General features: G+C 68.5%; 13 protein-coding genes. 5 read left to right on the top strand and 8 right to left on the bottom strand.

Annotated elements, in window-relative coordinates; genetic code table 11:
• Positions 1-35 precede the first annotated feature (35 nt).
• Positions 36-887, bottom strand: a complete 852-nt coding sequence (locus DTS01S_RS03095; RefSeq protein WP_061287324.1) for a fumarylacetoacetate hydrolase family protein — start codon at positions 885-887, stop codon at positions 36-38.
• Between the two features lie 155 nt (positions 888-1,042).
• On the opposite strand from DTS01S_RS03095, the gene DTS01S_RS03090 reads away from it, so the two are divergent.
• On the top strand, positions 1,043-1,987 hold the full coding sequence (locus DTS01S_RS03090) for a LysR family transcriptional regulator (RefSeq protein ID WP_061287323.1): 945 nt from the start codon (positions 1,043-1,045) through the stop codon (positions 1,985-1,987).
• Between the two features lie 86 nt (positions 1,988-2,073).
• Here the strand turns inward: DTS01S_RS03090 and DTS01S_RS03085 are convergent, their stop codons facing one another.
• A complete protein-coding gene (locus DTS01S_RS03085; protein ID WP_016445482.1) occupies positions 2,074-2,469 on the bottom strand; it encodes a RidA family protein in 396 nt (131 codons plus the stop codon).
• 168 nt (positions 2,470-2,637) lie between these two features.
• Here DTS01S_RS03085 and DTS01S_RS03080 point away from each other — a divergent pair, with 168 nt between their 5' ends.
• Complete coding sequence (locus tag DTS01S_RS03080) at positions 2,638-3,528, top strand: LysR substrate-binding domain-containing protein (protein ID WP_061287322.1); 891 nt, start codon at positions 2,638-2,640, stop codon at positions 3,526-3,528.
• A gap of 17 nt (positions 3,529-3,545) precedes the next feature.
• Here the strand turns inward: DTS01S_RS03080 and DTS01S_RS03075 are convergent, their stop codons facing one another.
• Positions 3,546-4,499, bottom strand: coding sequence for a 2-hydroxyacid dehydrogenase (locus DTS01S_RS03075; protein ID WP_061287321.1), 954 nt, complete (start codon positions 4,497-4,499; stop codon positions 3,546-3,548).
• Positions 4,496-4,909: a VOC family protein gene (locus DTS01S_RS03070; RefSeq protein ID WP_017406765.1), complete on the bottom strand. Its 414-nt coding sequence runs from the start codon at positions 4,907-4,909 to the stop codon at positions 4,496-4,498. Before DTS01S_RS03070 ends, DTS01S_RS03075 begins: the two co-directional genes overlap by 4 nt.
• A gap of 131 nt (positions 4,910-5,040) precedes the next feature.
• On the opposite strand from DTS01S_RS03070, the gene DTS01S_RS03065 reads away from it, so the two are divergent.
• Positions 5,041-5,895 (top strand): LysR substrate-binding domain-containing protein, encoded by an 855-nt coding sequence (locus DTS01S_RS03065; RefSeq protein WP_061287320.1) that lies wholly within the window; start codon positions 5,041-5,043, stop codon positions 5,893-5,895.
• A gap of 16 nt (positions 5,896-5,911) precedes the next feature.
• On the opposite strand, the gene DTS01S_RS03060 is transcribed toward DTS01S_RS03065, so the two are convergent.
• Together DTS01S_RS03060 and DTS01S_RS03055 are read right to left on the bottom strand one after the other, a co-directional pair.
• Positions 5,912-6,916, bottom strand: coding sequence for a tripartite tricarboxylate transporter substrate binding protein (locus DTS01S_RS03060; RefSeq protein WP_046240062.1), 1,005 nt, complete (start codon positions 6,914-6,916; stop codon positions 5,912-5,914).
• A 51-nt stretch (positions 6,917-6,967) separates the two neighbouring features.
• Positions 6,968-8,155 (bottom strand): M20 family metallopeptidase, encoded by a 1,188-nt coding sequence (locus DTS01S_RS03055; protein WP_016450904.1) that lies wholly within the window; start codon positions 8,153-8,155, stop codon positions 6,968-6,970.
• Between the two features lie 69 nt (positions 8,156-8,224).
• Here DTS01S_RS03055 and DTS01S_RS03050 point away from each other — a divergent pair, with 69 nt between their 5' ends.
• Entirely contained in the window at positions 8,225-8,989 is a 765-nt protein-coding gene (locus tag DTS01S_RS03050) for an IclR family transcriptional regulator (protein ID WP_013800690.1), read from the top strand.
• 105 nt (positions 8,990-9,094) lie between these two features.
• On the opposite strand, the gene DTS01S_RS03045 is transcribed toward DTS01S_RS03050, so the two are convergent.
• Complete coding sequence (locus DTS01S_RS03045; protein WP_061287319.1) at positions 9,095-12,925, bottom strand: DUF11 domain-containing protein; 3,831 nt, start codon at positions 12,923-12,925, stop codon at positions 9,095-9,097.
• A 531-nt stretch (positions 12,926-13,456) separates the two neighbouring features.
• Here DTS01S_RS03045 and DTS01S_RS03040 point away from each other — a divergent pair.
• Positions 13,457-14,875: an RtcB family protein gene (locus tag DTS01S_RS03040; protein WP_034397062.1), complete on the top strand. Its 1,419-nt coding sequence runs from the start codon at positions 13,457-13,459 to the stop codon at positions 14,873-14,875.
• A gap of 15 nt (positions 14,876-14,890) precedes the next feature.
• Here the strand turns inward: DTS01S_RS03040 and DTS01S_RS03035 are convergent, their stop codons facing one another.
• Positions 14,891-16,861, bottom strand: a complete 1,971-nt coding sequence (locus DTS01S_RS03035) for a sigma-54-dependent Fis family transcriptional regulator (protein ID WP_061287318.1) — start codon at positions 16,859-16,861, stop codon at positions 14,891-14,893.
• Positions 16,862-16,899 lie beyond the last annotated feature (38 nt).

Raw genomic sequence — 16,899 nt, 5'->3', positions numbered from 1 at the left:
GGGGGAAGGCGCGAAGCGACTCAGGGGGTGTCATCTCAGACATCAGTGCCGATACGGTTGCGCAGCACGCCCAGCCCAGTGATCTCGACCTCGACCACATCGCCATGCTTCATGTACAGGGGCGGCTCGCGGCGGTCGCCCACGCCGCCCGGCGTGCCCGTGGCGATCACATCGCCGGGCGACAGCGGCGTGAAGCGCGATACATAGGCCACGATGGTGGGGATGTCGAAGATCAGGTCGCCCAGGCTGGCCTGCTGCATCACGCTGCCGTTCAGGCGCGTCTGCAGCGCCAGGCTGCGCACGTCGGCCACCTCGTCGCGCGTGACCAGCCAGGGGCCGAAGGGCGCCGTGCCGGGAAAGTTCTTGCCGGGCGTGAACTGGTGCGTATGGCGCTGCCAGTCGCGCACGCTCACATCGTTGAAGCAGGCATAGCCGGCGATGTGGTCGAAGGCATCTTCCTTTGCAATGTGGCGCCCGCCCCGGCCGATGACGAAGGCCAGCTCGCCCTCCCAGTCGAAACGGTCCGAGAAGGCCGGGCGCAGCAGCTCGTCGCCATCGGCGGCCAGGCTGTCGTTGAAGCGCAGGAACAGCGACGGGTGCTCGCTGTCGGCGCGCCGCGTCTCGGCCACATGGGTCTTGTAGTTCAGGCCCACGCAGATGAGCTTGCCGGGGTTGGGGATGACGGGCAGCGCCTGGGTCTGCGCCGCATCGACGGGCACGGCGCCGGCCTGCAGGGCCTGCTCCAGCTCGCCCAGCGCCTGTGCGCGCAGCACGGACAGCAGGTCGGGATGGCGGGCGAGAAAGTCGGCGGGCGGCAGCAGGAAGCGCTCGGCCAGAACCTGCCCGTAGCGGGGCTGTCCGGCATGGATGAAGCTGGCGAGTTTCAACGGATTTTCCTTAGGTTCGGTGTCTGGAAAACCTGCCACGGCAAGGCCGCTGGCAAGGCATGACTGCACTGTAGAAATCCGTTTGATATCTGGATAGATAGAATTTCAGGCTTTCAGAATTGCCTCATCAGGCATACCTCAACCGGGTAACCACCATGCACCTGCCCAGCGTCAAGCTCTTCCTCGAGGTCTCCGAAGCCGGCAGCATCAGCAAGGTCGCGGCACGGCGGCACACCGTGCAGTCGCACATCAGCCGGCAGATCAGCGAATTCGAAGCGTCTCTGGGCGGCCCCTTGCTGCGGCGCACGGGCCGGGGCGTCACGCTGACGCCGCTGGGCGCGCGGGCCGCGCTGCGGCTGCGCAGCTGGCTGCAGGAAACCGAGCAATTGCAGGAAACGCTGCGTGCGGACGCAGGCCAGCTATGGGGCGAGGTGCGGCTGGGCATCGTGCCCTCGGCCGCGCACCCGCTGATGACGCATGTGTTCGACTGGCTGCAGCGCGAGCACCCCGGTATACGCCTGAACATCACCGAGGCCCAGGGAACGGAGCTCGACGCGCTGCTGGACAGCGGTGCCGTGGACCTGGCCATCCTCTTTCGCTTCGCGCGCCCGGCCGGCGGCGACGAGCGGCTGCTGAGCACCGCGCACAGCTATCTGGTGTCGCGCCCAGGCGACGCCTTGACCCTGGCGCCCACCACGGAGTTCGCCGCGCTCGACGGCCTGCAGCTGGTGCTGCCGCGACGCCCCAGCCATTGGCGCGATGCGCTCGATGAGGCCGCGCACAGCCACGGCTTTCGGCTCGCGGCAGCCGCCGAGGCCGACTCGCTGACCGTGCAAAAGGAACTCGTGGCCCACGCGCCCGGCCTCTACTCGGTGATCGGCCCGTATTCCATCGATGCCGACCTGCGCCAGGGCCGGCTGCAGGCCAGCCGCCTGGTCAACCCCGGCCTGGTGCGCCATGTGACGCTGGCCCTGCCCCGGCACGGCAAGCTCACCCAGGCCTGCCGCGTGGTGGGCGATGCCATCGAGGCATTGACGCAGGCATGGGGACAGCAGCTGTCGCCGGGGCCGCTGAGCACCTCGGGACTGCTCGGCGGTTGAAGGGATCAGATATCGGCCCCATCGGCTCCAGTCGTCGGCCATGCACGCCGTGGCCAGGCCATCGGAACAGAACGGCCGCAACCATGTCAGCGGGCCTGGCCATCACGCACGGCTGCAATGGCTTCGATCTCGATCATGGCCGCCGGGTCGTACAGCGCCTGGATCTGGGCAATCGTGTCGGCCGGATAGGGGGCGCCGAAGAACTCGCGGCGCAGGGCGACCACCTCGTCGAAGTGGCCCATGTCGGTGACGAAGATGGTGACCTTGATCACGTCCTTCAGGCTGGAGCCGCCCGCCTCCAGCGCGCGGCGCAGATTGGCAAACGCCTGCCGGCCCTGGGCCAGGAAGCCGCCCGGCACGATGCGGCCATCGTCTCCGGCGCCGGCCTGGCCGGAGATGAACAGCAGCTCGCCAAAGCGAATGCCTTGCGACAGCAAAAACGGCTCGTAGGGGTCGGGTTGCGTGGTGACACGGTGCAGCATGGTTTCATTTCCTTCATCCATCCCCGGCAGGATCGCGCTTGGGGCATGGGTGGACGATAGGCAAGCCGGGTGATTGCGACAAAGGTTCATTTATCAGGCATAAGATGAGTTTTCCTCACCCCATTCCTCACCCCATTCATCACCCGCCCCTTGCGTCCTCCAGCCCTCATGCAACGCAACCAGCTGCCGCTTTCCGCACTGCGCGCCTTCGAGGCCGCCGCACGCCTGGGCAGCTTCAAGCAGGCCGCCGACGACCTGGCCGTGACCCCCACGGCCATCAGCCACCAGATCCGCGCGCTGGAGGAACAGCTGGGCCTGGCGCTGTTCGATCGCCAGGTACGCAAGGTGGTGCTGACCGAGGCGGGCGCCCAGCTCTATCCGGTGCTGCGCGACGGTTTCGACGCCTTTGCCGCCACGCTGGAGCGCCTGCTGCAAAAGCGCCTGCGCGCCCAGGTCAGCATCTCGGCCACCAATGCGTTCACCGTGAAATGGCTGGTGCCGCGCATGGCCAGCTTCCGCGCGATGCACCCGGAGGTGGACCTGCAACTGCAGGCCTCGGACGATGTGGTGGACCTGCGCTCCCATGCCGTCGATATCGCCGTGCGCTACGGGCGCGGCCCTTATCCGGGCCTGGTGGCCGAGCCCCTGTTCAGCGACCGCTTTGCGCCCGTGGCCAATCCCCGGCTGGGCGTGCTGGGTCCGGCCGACCTGGCCCGCCTGCCGCTGATCCGCTTTGACTGGAAGACGGCGCACGCCAGCAATCCCACCTGGGAGCGCTGGTTTGACGAGGCAGGCCTGGCCTGGAATTCACCGGCGGGGCAACTGCGCTTTTCCGACGAGGGCCATGCCATCCAGGCGGCCATCGCCGGTCATGGCATTGCCCTGGTGAGCCTGGCCCTGGTGGCCGAGGACATTGCGGCCGGCCACCTGCTGCAGCCCTTCGGCCCCTCGATCACCGGCCATACCTACCATCTGGCCGTGGGCGAGCAACGGGAGCCGGGCCCCCATGTGCGCGCCGTCATGGACTGGCTCAGAAGCCAGTCCATGGCCTTGCCGTAGCCGTACCGTAGCCGCCCTCAGTAGCCCCGTGCCGCGTCCACCGCCTGCGGCAGCTCGCCGCTGGCGCGCCAGCGGCGGATATTGCCCGCCACGATGGCCGATGCCGTCGCGCGGTCCGTGGGTGCCGAGATGTGGGGCAGCACGGTCACGGCGGGATGCGCCCACTGCCAGGACGATTCTGGCAGGGGCTCCTGCTCGAACACGTCCAGCACGGCATGGGCCAGGCGGCCGCCGTCCAGGGCGGCGCGCAGCGCGGCATCGTCCACGATGGGGCCGCGCGCAAAGTTGATCAGCGAGGCATGGTCAGGCAGCGCGGCCAGCGCCTGCGCGCCGACGAGGCCGCGCGTCTGCGGCGTGAGCGGCAGCAGGCATACGAGGATGTCGGTCTGCGCCAGCATGGCGGGCAGCTCGGCATCACCCGCATGGCATTGCACGCCTTCCATCTGCCTGGGCGTGCGGCTCCAGCCGCGCACCTTGAAGCCTGCCGCCAGCAGCCGCTGCGCGGCGGCCTTGCCCAGTGCGCCCAGGCCCAGCAGCGATACCGTCCTGTCCTGCGCGCGCACGCCGTCATGCGCCAGCCATTGGCGCGCGGCCTGCTGGCGGGCATAGCGCGGCATGTCGCGGTGCAGGTACAGGGTCCAGGCCAGCACGGCCTCGGCCATGGTGTCGGCCAGTTGCGGGTCCACCAGGCGGACGATGCGCAGGTCGGTATCGCCCAGGTCGGCCACCAGGCGCTCCACGCCGGCCCAGACGCTGTGCACCCATTGCAGGCGCGGCAGCGTGCGCAGGTCGGCAGGCTGGGGGTTGGCGACGATGGCGACCTCGCAGGCCGCGCGCTGGTCGGCATCCAGCGCATCGAGCGCCACCACGCGCTCCTCTGGCAGGGCGGCCTGCAGGGCCTGCAGCCAGGCCTGGGCTGCCGGGTAGCCGGGTGCGCAGACGAAAGGAAGCGGGGGAAGCGAGGCGCTCATTTGGCGAAGACCTTGTCCAGATCGGCGAAGCCCTTGACCTCGATGGGATTGCCGCTGGGGTCGCGGAAGAACATGGTGGCCTGCTCGCCGGGCTCGCCCTCGAAGCGGATGCCGGGTTGCAGCACGAAATCCACCACGCCGCCCGACAGCCGCGCGGCCAGGGCCTTCCAGTCGTCCATGGCCATCACCAGGCCCAGGTGGGGCATGGGCACCATGTGGTCGCCCACGCGGCCGGTGTTCGTGACCGGGAAGGGATCGCCCAGGTGCAGCGAGATCTGGTGGCCGAAGAAGTCGAAGTCCACCCAGGTCTCGGTGCTGCGGCCTTCCTGGCAGCCGAGCAGCGTGCCGTAGAAGGCGCGCGCTTCGTCCAGATCGCGGACATGGTAGGCAAGGTGGAAACTGGTGCGCATGGCTGATCCTTTGGTTGTGCTTGTGGTGCAGGCAGGTTCGCAGGCCGTGGCCTGCCGTGGGTGGCGCGAGCCTAGCAGAGGCTTTTCAAAAGTGATAGCGTTGATTTCTTTGCAATCCCCAAGGAAATCTTTTGGAGACCCGCTATCTCAAGAGCCTGATCGCCGTGGTGGACAGCGGCTCCATCGCCGATGCGGCGCGCGCCGAGCACCTGACCGCCGCCGCCGTGGGCCAGCGCGTGCAGGCGCTGGAGCGCGAGCTGGGCTTTGCCCTGCTTTCGCGCAGCGGCCATGCGGCCCGCCCCACCCAGGCCTGCGTGGCCCTGCTGCCGCGCGCGCGGCGCCTAGTGCGCGAGGCCGCGCTGCTGGGCAGCGATGCCAGCGCCGATGGCCTGGCCGGCACGCTGCGCATCGGCGCCATCTCGACCGCGCTCACCGGCATGCTGCCGGCCGCGCTGCGCAAGCTCACGCAGGCGGCGCCACAGTGCCGGCCCGTCATCGTGCCGGGTACCTCGCGCGCGCTGTTCCAGATGCTGCAGGCCGGCGAGCTCGATGCCGCCGTCATCGTGGCGCCCCCTTTTGAACTGCCCAAGGCGCTGCGCAGCGTGCAGCTGCGCCGCGAGCCGCTGGTGCTGCTGGCCCCGCCCCAGGCACGCGGCCGGCCTGCCGCGCTGCTGCGCAGCCTGCCCTACATACGCTACGACCCCGATGCCTGGGGAGGCCGCCATGCGGCCGACTGGCTGGCCGACCAGGGGCTGGAGCCTGCGGTGCTGTGCGACCTGGACGCGCTGGAGGCCATTGCCATGCTGGCCGCCGACGGCATGGGCGTGGGCCTGGTGCCGCACTGGACGGGCCTGGAGCGCTTCATGGGCGACTGCCGCATGCTGCCCATTGCGGGCGCCGCCTATGAGCGCGCCATCTGGCTGGTGACCAGCGCCGATCCCGACCTGCCGCGCATGGCCGAGCTGCTGGAGGGCGCACTCGCGTAGGTTGCGGCCTTCGCTCTCAATCCGCCTGCACGTAGCCCGTGACGCGGATCATCTCGCGGTACTTGGCGATCTCGCGAGAATAGGCGGCCGCCGCATCGTCCAGGCCCATGGGCTTGGCGACATCACGGCCGTCGGCCTCCAGCTTGGCGATGACCTGCGGGTCCAGCAGGGCCTGGCCGATGGCCTGGTTCAGGCGCTGCTTGACGTCCTGCGGCGTGCCCCGCTTGACGAAGTAGCCCGCCAGGCTGGCGTACTCGAAATCGCGCAGCGCCGGCACTTCGGTGATGCTGGGCACGGCCGACAGCACCGCAGGCCGGTTGCGCGACAGCACGGCCAGCGCCCGGAAGCGGCCGGTGCGGATCATCTCCAGCATGGACGCCTGGAACGGCATGATGCTGAAGTCGATCTGGCCGCCGGCCAGGTCCTGGATCACGGGCGCCGTGCCCGCATAGGGCGCGTGCGTGAACGGCACCTTCACCACCTTGCCCATGTACTCGGTGATCAGGTGGTAGAGCGAGCCCACGCCCACCGAGCCGTAGGTCAGCGAATTGCTTTCGTTGCGCGAGCGCGCCAGCGCCAGGAACTCTTGCATGTCCCGGGCCGGCAGGCCCGAGCGCACCAGCAGCACCAGGTGGGTGACGGTGATGTACTGCAGGTTCTCGAACGCATCGGGCTGGTAGCGCACGGCCTTGTTGGTGAGCGGCGGCAGGATGAGTTCGTTCTGCGTGCCCTGGAAGAACATGCTGCCGTCGGCCCTGGCGCCCAGCACTTTGGATGCGGCAATCGTCCCCGTGGCGCCGCCCAGGTTTTCCACGATCACCTTGGCCGCCAGTCCCTCGCCTATGGGCTTGCTCAGGATGCGGGCGCTGACGTCGCTGGGCCCGCCTGCCGGGTAGGGCACCATCAGGCTGACCGGGCCGGGCGCCGAGGCCGCGGCGGGCTGCAGCAGCAGGGGCGCCAGCGGCAGGCCGGCGGCGATTTTCAGGAGCGAGCGGCGTGTGGGCAAGGCAAGTGGATTCATGAAAGTGCACCAGGCAGTGGCTTGAGGGGGAAGGCGGGAATCAGGCGCGCCCTACCACCGGGCGTGGGGCAGGCGCGCAATGGTGTGGAGCACCGCCAGGCCGCGCGGAACGATGGTGTCCACTTCGCAGTACTCGTCGGTGGTGTGGAACTTGCCGCCCACGGGTCCGGTGCCGCACAGCGTGATGGCGCCCAGGCTGGAGGTCACGCCCGAGTCCGCGCAGCCGCCGCTGAACTCGCCCTCGGCCTTGTGGCCCAGCGCGCCCAGCTCGGCCTGGTACAGCTCGAACAATTGCTGCGACTGCGGCGTGGGAACGAAGGGGCGGAACTCGCCGGTGATGTTCAGCGTGGAGCGCGTGCCCTGGATGAAGGACTTGTCGCAGATGCAGCGGATGCGGCCCACCAGGGACTCGCGCTGGTCCAGATCGAAAATGCGCAGGTCGATGGCCGCCTTGGCCGACGGCGCCGACGTGTTCACCGACAGCCCGCCCGACACCAGACCCACGTTGACGGTGACGCCCTTGTCCAGGTCGGTGAGCGCGTCCAGCGCCACCACCTTGTGCGCCAGCTCCGAGATGGCGCTGATGCCCTCGGCGAAGTTGGCGCCCGAGTGCGCCGCCTTGCCCTCGATCTCCACGCCGAAGAACACGCCGCCCTTGCGGCCCGTGACCACGTTGCCCGAAGGCCGGCCCGGCTCCGCATTGAAGACAAAGCCCGCCTTGCGCGCAAAGGGCTCGATGACGGACTTGCTCAGGGGCGAGCCGATTTCCTCGTCGCAGGTGAACAGGCCCGTGACCTCGGGCGCAGGCTCCGCGCTGTGGGCCAGCGCAGCCAGCAGGAAGGCGTTCATGACGATGCCCGACTTCATGTCGGCCACGCCCGGGCCGTAGGCCCTGCCGCCTTCGATGCGGAACGGCCTGCGCGCGGCCTCGCCTTCAGGGAAGACCGTGTCGCAGTGCCCCATCAGCAGCACGGGCCTGCCCACGGTGCTGCCCGCGTTCACGGTGACCGAGATCGCCGCCTCCACGCCATCGACGAAATGCGGGCTGACCTGCAGCCCCTGGCCCAGGAAGAAGGCCTCCAGGCGCCGGAACACGCGCGCCACGCCGGGCTTGTCGAAGCTGCCCGAGTCGATGTTGACGATGTCCGCCAGCAGCGAAAGCATGTTCTCCCGCTGGCCCTTGATCCACTCCGACGCGCCGACCGCCCGGTCCGCACTGACAATGGCTTGCTGTGGCATCCGCTGTCTCCATATTTTTAATACTTGGTATTGTTATTTAATACTTCAGATTCACAATCAGGTAAAACGATGATCGAAAACGCGTTGTATGTGGGTTCCGTGGGCAAGGCATTCCGCGTGCTGGACTGCTTCAAGGGCGCGGCGGGCGACCTGAGCCTCACGGAAATCATGGAGCGCAGCGGCCTGGACAAGAGCGCCGCCCAGCGCTACGCCTACACCCTCAGCGCCGAGGGCTACCTGCAGCAAAACAGCCAGACCCGCCGCTACCGGCTGGGGCCGGGCGTGCTGGACCTGACCTTCCACTTCCTGCGCACCCATGCGCTGGCCGAGGCGCTCAACCCCCTGCTGCTGCAGCTGTCCAAGGACACGGAGCAGAAGATCAGCCTGTCGCTGCGCGACGGCGACTGGCTGGTGCATGTGCTGCGCCACCAGACCAGCACCGAGCACTACCATGCCTCCCTGGTCGGGCGGCGCGTGCCCCTGCAATGCACGGCAGGCGGGCGCGCCGTGATGGCCCGGCTGGACGAGGCGCAGGTGGAGCAACTGCTGGCCCCCGGCCGCCTGGTGGCCAGCACGCCCCGGACGCTGACCACGGCCAAGGCCGTCCAGGCGGAACTGAAGAAGGTGCGCGAGCGCGGCTACGCCATGGTGGTCGATGAATTCATCATGGGCGAGGTCGCGCTGGCCGCCGCCGTGGTCGATGCCGACGGCGTGCCGCTGGGCGCCCTGCACCTGAGCGGATCGTCAAGCCAGTGGAGTGGAGCCGACTACGCGAAGAAGTTCTCGCCCCTGCTGCTCAACGCCATCGCCCAGTACGAGCGGCGCAACGCCTGAGGCCGCAAAGATGCGCTGTAAGGGGCGCTGAAGGGACGCTGAAGGGACGCCTAAAAGTGCTCCCACAGGCGCGCCGACATGGCCCATGCCAGCGCGCTGCGGGCATCAGCCGCGCAGGCGCCGCTCTTGGAGCGCGGCCCCTGCGGCCAGCAGAACGCCCAGCAGGGCCAGCATCCAGGGCGAATCCACGGGGATGGAGGCCGGCGAGGGCGACGGGCCTATGGGCGTGGTGACGGTGCCGGTGCAGCCGGTCTCGCAGGAAGCGTCCCCGCCCCCCGTCACGTTGGCCGTGTTCACGAGCGTGGTGTTGCCTGCGGACGCCTTGGCCGTCACCGGGATGGTGAAGCTGGCCGACTGCCCCACAGCAAGGCCCGCCGGCACGATGCAGGCAACGCTCTGCCCGCTGGCCGTGCAGCCGGCAGGCATGGTACCCAGCGCCAGGCTGGTGGACAGCACGTCGCGCACCGTGGCGTGCGCCGTGGTGGCGGTCGTGCCGGTGTTGGTCACCGTGAAAACATAGTTGGCGGACTGCCCGGCCAGGAAATGGCCCGACGAGAAGGTCTTGGCGAGCGAGAGTTTGGGCGCGTTCACCGGCACCACCACCGTGGGGCTGTCGCAATTGGCCAGGCACAGCGGATCGCCGCCCCCCGTCACATGGGCCGTGTTGAGGATGGAGGAGCCCGCCGTGCCGGACCTGGGCACCACCGAAAGCGTGAAGGTCGCGGACGCGCCCACGCCCAGCCCCGCAGGCACCGTGCACAGGACGGTCTGGCCGGAGAACGCGCACCCGGCAGAGACGCCCGTCACCATCAGGCCCGACGCCATCTCGTCGCGCACCACGGCGTCCTGCGTGGTGGCCGTCGTGCCCACATTGCGCACCGTGATCACGTAGCTGGCGGCCTGCCCCTCGGCGAAGGCTCCGGCCGACGCCGTCTTGCTCACCTCCAACCTGGGTGACTCCACCGGCGTGGTCACGGTGCCACTGTCGCAACGGGCCACGCAGGAAGGGTCGCCACCGCCCGTCAGACTGGCCGTATTGGCCAGCGTGGTGTTGGCCGCTGCGGCCTGCGGCGTGACGGGGATCACCGCACTCCATTGCCCGCCCGTCGCCAGCCCGGCGGGCACGGTGCAGCTGAGCACCTGATCCATCACCGAGCACCCTGCCGGCAGGGTGCCCAGGGTCAGCGTGGAGGCGATCACATCGCGCACAAGGGTCGGTGCCGTGGTGGCCGCCGTACCTGTGTTCCTCACGGTGATGGTGTAGTAGGCCGCCTGCCCCACCACAAACACCGGGCTGGACGCCGTCTTCGCGATCTGCAGTTGCGGTGTGTTCACCGGCTCCACCACCTCGTTGCTGCTGCATCCGGATAAGCAGGACGGGTCGCCCCCGCCGTCAACGCGCGCCGTGTTAGAGATGGTGGTGTTGCCGGCGGTCGTCATGGGCGTCACGGGAATGGTGAAGCTCACCTGGCCGCCGGGAGCCAGGCCCGCCGCTATCGTGCAGGTGACCAACTGGCCCGCCGCCGTGCAAGGGCCCGGCAGCGTGCCGATGGTCAGCGTGGTGGCGATCACATCGGTGATGCGGGTCTCGGCAATGGTGTCCGCCATGCCCGTGTTCGTCACGGTCAGCACATAGCGCGCAGGCTGGCCGACGATGAAGGCATCGTCGGAAGCGCGCTTGACGATCCGCAGCCTGGAGGCGTTGACGGGCACCAGCACCTCGTTGCTGGTGCAGCCAGCCGCACAGGAAGGATCGCCGCCGCCACCGACCTGGGCCACGTTGGAGATCGCCGTGTTGGCCGCCGCCGGCTGGGGCGTCACCGAGATGGCAAAGCTCACCTGGCTGCTGGTCGCCATGCCCGCAGGAATTGTGCAGCTGACCAGCTGACCCGCGAACGAGCAGCCTGCAGACACGGAATTGATGAGCAGGTTGGCCGCCACCGTGTCGGTGACCGTGGCGGGCGCCGTGGTTGCCGCCGTACCCGTGTTGCGCACGGTGAGCACATAGCTGGCGTTCAGGCCCACGACGAAGGACTCCATGGAGGCCGACTTGGCAATGGCCAGCCTGGGCGCCTTCACGGGCACCTGGACTTGGCTGCTGCAGGCGCTGGGGCACAGCGGATCGCCGCCGCCCGTGGCCGTTGCGGTGTTGGTCAGCAGGATATTGGCCACGGTAGGCGTCACGGGAATGGCAAAGCTGACCTGGCTGTGGGTCGCCAGCCCTGCGGCAATGGTGCAACTGACCGCCTGGCCGCTGCGCGTGCAGCCCGCCGGCAGGCTGCCGATGGTCAGGCTGCTGTCGAGCGTATCAGTCACCACGGTGGCCTGCGGCGTCGCACCGGTTCCCACGTTCTCGACAGTGATGGCATAGCTGGCCTGCAGGCCGACGATGAAGGAATCCATGGAAGCCGACTTGCCCACCTTGAGTCTGGGCTGGCCCACGACGGTGGTCTTGGCGCTGGTGCAGCTGGTGGTGACAGCGTCGCACTGCGGCCCGGGCGGCGACGGCGGCAAGGCCGAGGTCGCAGGTGGCGCGGGATGCGTTGCAGCGTAGTTGACGATGGAGCCCACAGCGGGCGCGTTGACCTGGATGCTGAAGGTCTGGCTCGCGCCGCCACCGGCCAGCGTGCCCGGCAGCGTGCAGGTGAGCAGGGCACCCGGCACATTGAGCGGCGCGCAAGCGACCGGTGCGGTGGAGGTCGTGGCCGCCACGCCCGGCGGCAGCTGGTCCTGCACCACGGGGTTGCTGATCGCGGCGGTGCCGCCCGTGCGGTAGTTGGTCAGCGTGAGTTGGTAGGCAAAGCCCTGGCCTACGAGGACTGAGTTCGGGCCTGACTTTTCCACCACGACCTGGCCCTGGCGCTGGTTCACGAATGTGCTGGAGTTGTTGGCCGGATTGGTATCGTTGATGGTGATGGCGGCCGTGTTGGTGATGCTGTTCGTCCCCGATGCCGGCGTCACCTGGAAGCGGTAGACCAGGTAGTCGCCCGAGGTGGGCGGCACATGCGCCGCCCCGCCGCTGCTGTTCACCGGCAGCACGCCGGTCCTCATCGACAGTGCCCTGCCGTTGGCCGCCTGCGTCCCGCACACGGCGGCACCGGAGGAGATGCAGGCAATGGGCGATGTCAGGCTGACGTTGTCCGGCAGCAGGTCGGCGACGGTCACATTGCCGGCCGCGTTGGGTCCGTAGTTCCAGACCTTGAGCTCGTAGTCGAACGGCGTGGCATTGTCGAAGGTGTCCGGCCCAGTCTTGGCAATGCCGATGTCCGTATTGAAGTTGGCACAGCCGTCATAGGATGCCGGATCGCTGGGATCGCGCAGGTTGGCGGCGGGAATGATCTGTGCGGACTGCCCCGGCGGCGTCCAGCGCAGGCGCAGGTGGTTGAGCCCGCCCTGGTTGTTCCAGTGCACGCGCATGGCATAACAAGTGTTGTTCTGTGCCACCACGAAGCTGCCGGGAATGTTCTCAAACTGCGTATCGCCCGAGGTAAACGACCCCAATTGCCCCACAGGTACGTTGTAGTCGAAGGTTCTGTAATGCGCCGCGTTGGCCTTGGTGAAATTGGTGGAGAACTCCACCTTCACCTCATCATCGTGCGCAGCGGAAAATCCATAGGTTCCCGCCGTGGGAAATACAACCAGCGCATACACCACGCGGCCCTGCAGCCACTGCTGGCATGCGGCGGAAGACTGCCAGCCGCTGCCGGCCGCGCTGTTGCACAGCGTGGCACTGGCAATATTCCAATCGATATTCTGCGCAGTGCCTGAAGACGCGATGTTGGTGGTGGAGCTGGCAAAGCTCACCAGATTCTGCAGCTGTACCACCGAATTTCCACCGGAATAGTTCAGGTAGTTGGGAGCCGGCGATCCACCAGGCACCGAAACCTGTCCACGGAAATTGTCGAAGATGACCCCAGCCTGCACCGCGACGGGCATCAGCGCCGCCAGAGATAGTATGCCAATCAGTTTCCACCAATCGGGAGATGATTTTCCCTGGCGCCGGGAATAGGCAATTCCGAGATCCGAAACCATAAAGGCGCGCTCCCTCTTAAAAGGAATACATGGAGTACAGATGAAATGAATGGATTGACTTGACCACCGGGCCAATCAACCACATCATCCCGGACGCGCCGAAACAACTTGTAGGATGTTTTTGATTATTTAAATTACATCTTCTTTCAGATGCTGCGGATACCTTTGATTCAGTAGTCCGCGCATGGGTGTTTACGCGGATTTCCGGGCAGGATAGCAATCATTATTATTTTCTATTGAAATGAATACAAATTTATTAATAACCATCGACACTGCAGACGATTCGAAAATCTGCCGCTATACTGCGCCCCTTCTTTCTTGAACGAGCTGCTGCAGGAAAGACGTTTTCCGGGCCTTTGCCGCCCGGGTGTCTTTCATCGTCCGTACACCCACCGGACGCGGCGAGCGCCAACCAGGCCTCGCGGATCTGCAGCCATGAGCACTCCTCAACGACTCCAGCGTGCCTTTGCACGCACGGGCATCTCTCTCGACTATCGCGACGGCATCTACCACGTGCGCGATGGCCAGGCCGAGGCCCACATTCTTCTTCCCGACAGCCTTCCCCTGGAGGACAAGGCCGTGCGCCAGTTGCTGGCCTTTGCCGCCGTGCGCCGGCATGACGGCCAGGGCAGCCACGGCGCCGTCTGCCGCGCCTGCGCCACGCCCGACTTCCATCCGGGCACGGTGGCGCCCGTAGGCAGCGTGGTGGCCACGCCATCGGACTTCGTCATTCCGGCCGCCATCGGCACGGACATCAACTGCAGCGTGCGCCTGCTGACCACGGGCGCCCGGCTGGACCAGCTGGCGCCGCACAAGGGCCGGCTGGTGGAACTGCTGACCGCCAGCCTGCTGGGCAGCGGGCGCGACGTGCCCGTGACCACGGCCGCCTTCCGCGCGCTGTTCGACCACGGGCCGGCCGCCTTTGTGGACCGGCTGAGCGGCCAGGGCCTGTGGGGCCATGTCGACAGGGACCGCCTGCACCGCGAGCTGGCCGCCTGCATCGGCCTGGACAGCTTCGCTGGCAGCGCCCGCCACGCGCCCCATGCCTATCTGCAGGAGCGCCATGCCGTGTTCCGCGACCCGTGCCTGGGCACGGTGGGATCGGGCAACCATTTCGTGGAACTGCAGGTGGTCGACGAGGTGCTGGACCGCCACGCGGCCTACCGCGCCGGACTGCGCGCGGGCGACGTGGTGGTGATGATCCACAGCGGATCGCGCGACCTGGGCTTTTACGTGGGCCAGGCCTGGATGGACCGCGCCCGGGCCGAGTGGCCGCAAGGCGTGAAGCACCCGGCCAGCGGCCTGTACGGCCTGTCGGGTCCGCTGGCCGGCGAGTACCTGCAGGCCATGGGCGTGGCGGCGCGCTATGCCTGGGCCAACCGCGTGGTGCTGGCCGAGCTGGTGCGCAAGGACCTGGAGCAGATCGTGGGCGCAGCGGATTCGCGCCTGGTGGTCGATGTGCCGCACAACGTGGTCCTGCAGCAAGGCGGCATGAACATCCACCGCAAGGGCGCCACGCCGGCCAACGAGGGCGACTTCGCGCTGATCCCGGGGTCCATGGGCGATGCCTCCTACCTGGTCACGGGCCTGGGCGCGGCCGATTGGCTCTGGTCCTGCAGCCATGGCGCGGGGCGGCGCATGCGCCGCCAGGCCGTGCGCGCGCTGCGCCCCGAAGCACGTGCAGGCCATGCGGGCGAGCAGGGCTGGCAATGCGTGACGCTGCGCGAGGAGCGCCGCATCGAAGAGGCGCCCGAAGCCTACAAGCCCATCGGCCCGGTCATCGAGTCGCAGGAGGCGGCCGGCCTGATCCATGCCGCCGTGAAGCTCAGGCCCTGGATCACCTTCAAGGCCTGAGCACCGGCAGGCGCCTCACTGCAGCCGCAAGCCGTCCGCCGCACGGTCCTGGGCCAGCTTGCGGTACAGCGTCTGGCGGCTGATGCCCAGCATGCGCGCGGCCTGGGTGACATTGCCCCGGCAGTTCTCCAGCGCCTGCCGCACGGCCGAGCGCGAGAGTTCATCCAGGCTCTGCGGCGCAGCGTCGAGCCGGGGGCCGCTGCGGGCGGTCTGCACCAGCTCGGCCTGGAAGTCGTCGGGCAGGTGCTGCCACTGCAGGCAGTCCTCATGGGGATCGAGCATGGCGCAGGCCGTTCTCAGCACGCTGGCGCACTGGCGCAGATTGCCGGGCCAGCCATGGCCGGCCAACTGCGCCAGCAGGGCCGGTGCCATGCGCAGCGGGCGCGCGGGTTCGATGTCGGCCAGCATGCGCGCGGCCAGTGCCTCGAAGTCGCCCCGCTCGCGCAGCGGCGGCAGCTCCACGGCCAGGCCGTTGATGCGGTAGTAGAGGTCGGCACGAAAGCGCCCCTGGTCGGCATCCTCGCGCAGCCTGCGGTTGGAGGCGCTGACCAGCGCGAAATCGACCGCAACGGGCGTGCCACCGCCCAGCGGCACCACCTGCCGCTCCTGCAGCACGCGCAGCAGCCGGGTCTGCAGCGACAGCGGCATGTCGCCGATCTCGTCCAGGAACAGGGTGCCGCCGTGCGCCTGGCGCAGCAGGCCCGCCTGTCCTTCGCGCCGCCCGCCCGTGAAGGCGCCCTGGCGGTAGCCGAACAGTTCGGCCTCGATCAGCGACTCGGGCATGGCCGCGCAGTTGATGGCCACGAACGGGCCGTCGCGGCGCGGCCCGCTGTCGTGGGCCGCGCGCGCAAACCATTCCTTGCCCACGCCGGACTCGCCCTGGATGAGCAGCGCAATCGGCTTGCCCAGCACGCGCCGGGCCTTGTCGGCCGCCGCACGCCAGCGCGCATCGCCCGTGTCCAGCCGCGCCAGCGCATCGCGGGGGGCCTGCCGTGTTTCCCCCGCTTGCCGCGCTCCCAGCGCCTCCTGCACTGTCTGCGCCGCCGCCCCCGCCATGATGGTGCGCCGGTCCGGCACCAGCTGGCCGAACAGCGCCGTGCCGTCATGGCGCCGCAGCGGCTGGGCCGCATCGGGCTGGCGGTGCTGGCGTGACAGCAGCTCCTGCAGGCCGGCGTCCAGCACCTGGTCCAGCGCCACGCTGCCCAGCTGCGCGTGCGACAGGCGCAGCAAGGCCAGCGCGGCGCGGTTGGCACCCACCACCCACCCGTCGCCCGAGATCAGCGCAATGCCTTCGCCCACCGTGCCAATGCCTTCGGGCCGCGCGTGCAGGTGCAGGCGGATGTGGCGCTGGCCGTCGCAGGCCATGAGGCGGTTTTCGATCATGCGGGCCGCCGTGCCGACCAGGCCCAGCGTGTGCGGGCTGCCCCGGCCATGTTCGCTGGAGATGTCCAGGATGCCCAGCAGTTGGCCCGTGCCCGACAGGATGGGCGCGGCCGCGCAGGTGAGAAAGCCGTTGCGCTCCAGGAAATGCTCGCCGCCCTGGATTTCGATGGAGTCCATCTCGGCCAGTGCCGTGCCGATGGCATTGGTGCCGCGCTGCGCCTCATGCCAGGACGCGCCGCTGGCCAGGGCCACGCGCTCGGCCTTGCCCAGAAAGAAGGGGTCGCCGCAGGTATCCACCAGGGTGCCGCAGGGGCCGGCCAGCACCACCACGCTCTGGCTGCCGCGCACCTGCTCGGACAGGTACTCCATGACGGGCCGTGAATGCGCCAGCAGCGCATGGTGGCGGCTGCGCAGCACGCCCAGCGCATGCTGCTCCAGGTTGTCGGCGGCGCCCAGGCGCCCGGTGGGACGCAGTCCCTGCTCGATGCAGCGCTGCCACGAGCGCGCCAGGCGCTCGTCCACCAGGCCGCTGGGGCAGCGGCCCGACTCCATCAGGCTGTGACGGGCCTGGCGCAAGGCCACAAGGGAGGCTCTCGATTGCATGCTGTCTCCTGCTCGGGCGTCATTGCGCCGCGTTGCGG

Source organism: Delftia tsuruhatensis NBRC 16741 (assembly GCF_001571325.1).
Taxonomy (GTDB): Bacteria; Pseudomonadota; Gammaproteobacteria; order Burkholderiales; family Burkholderiaceae_C; genus Comamonas; species Comamonas tsuruhatensis.
This window is presented reverse-complemented; position numbering and strand designations above follow the sequence as displayed.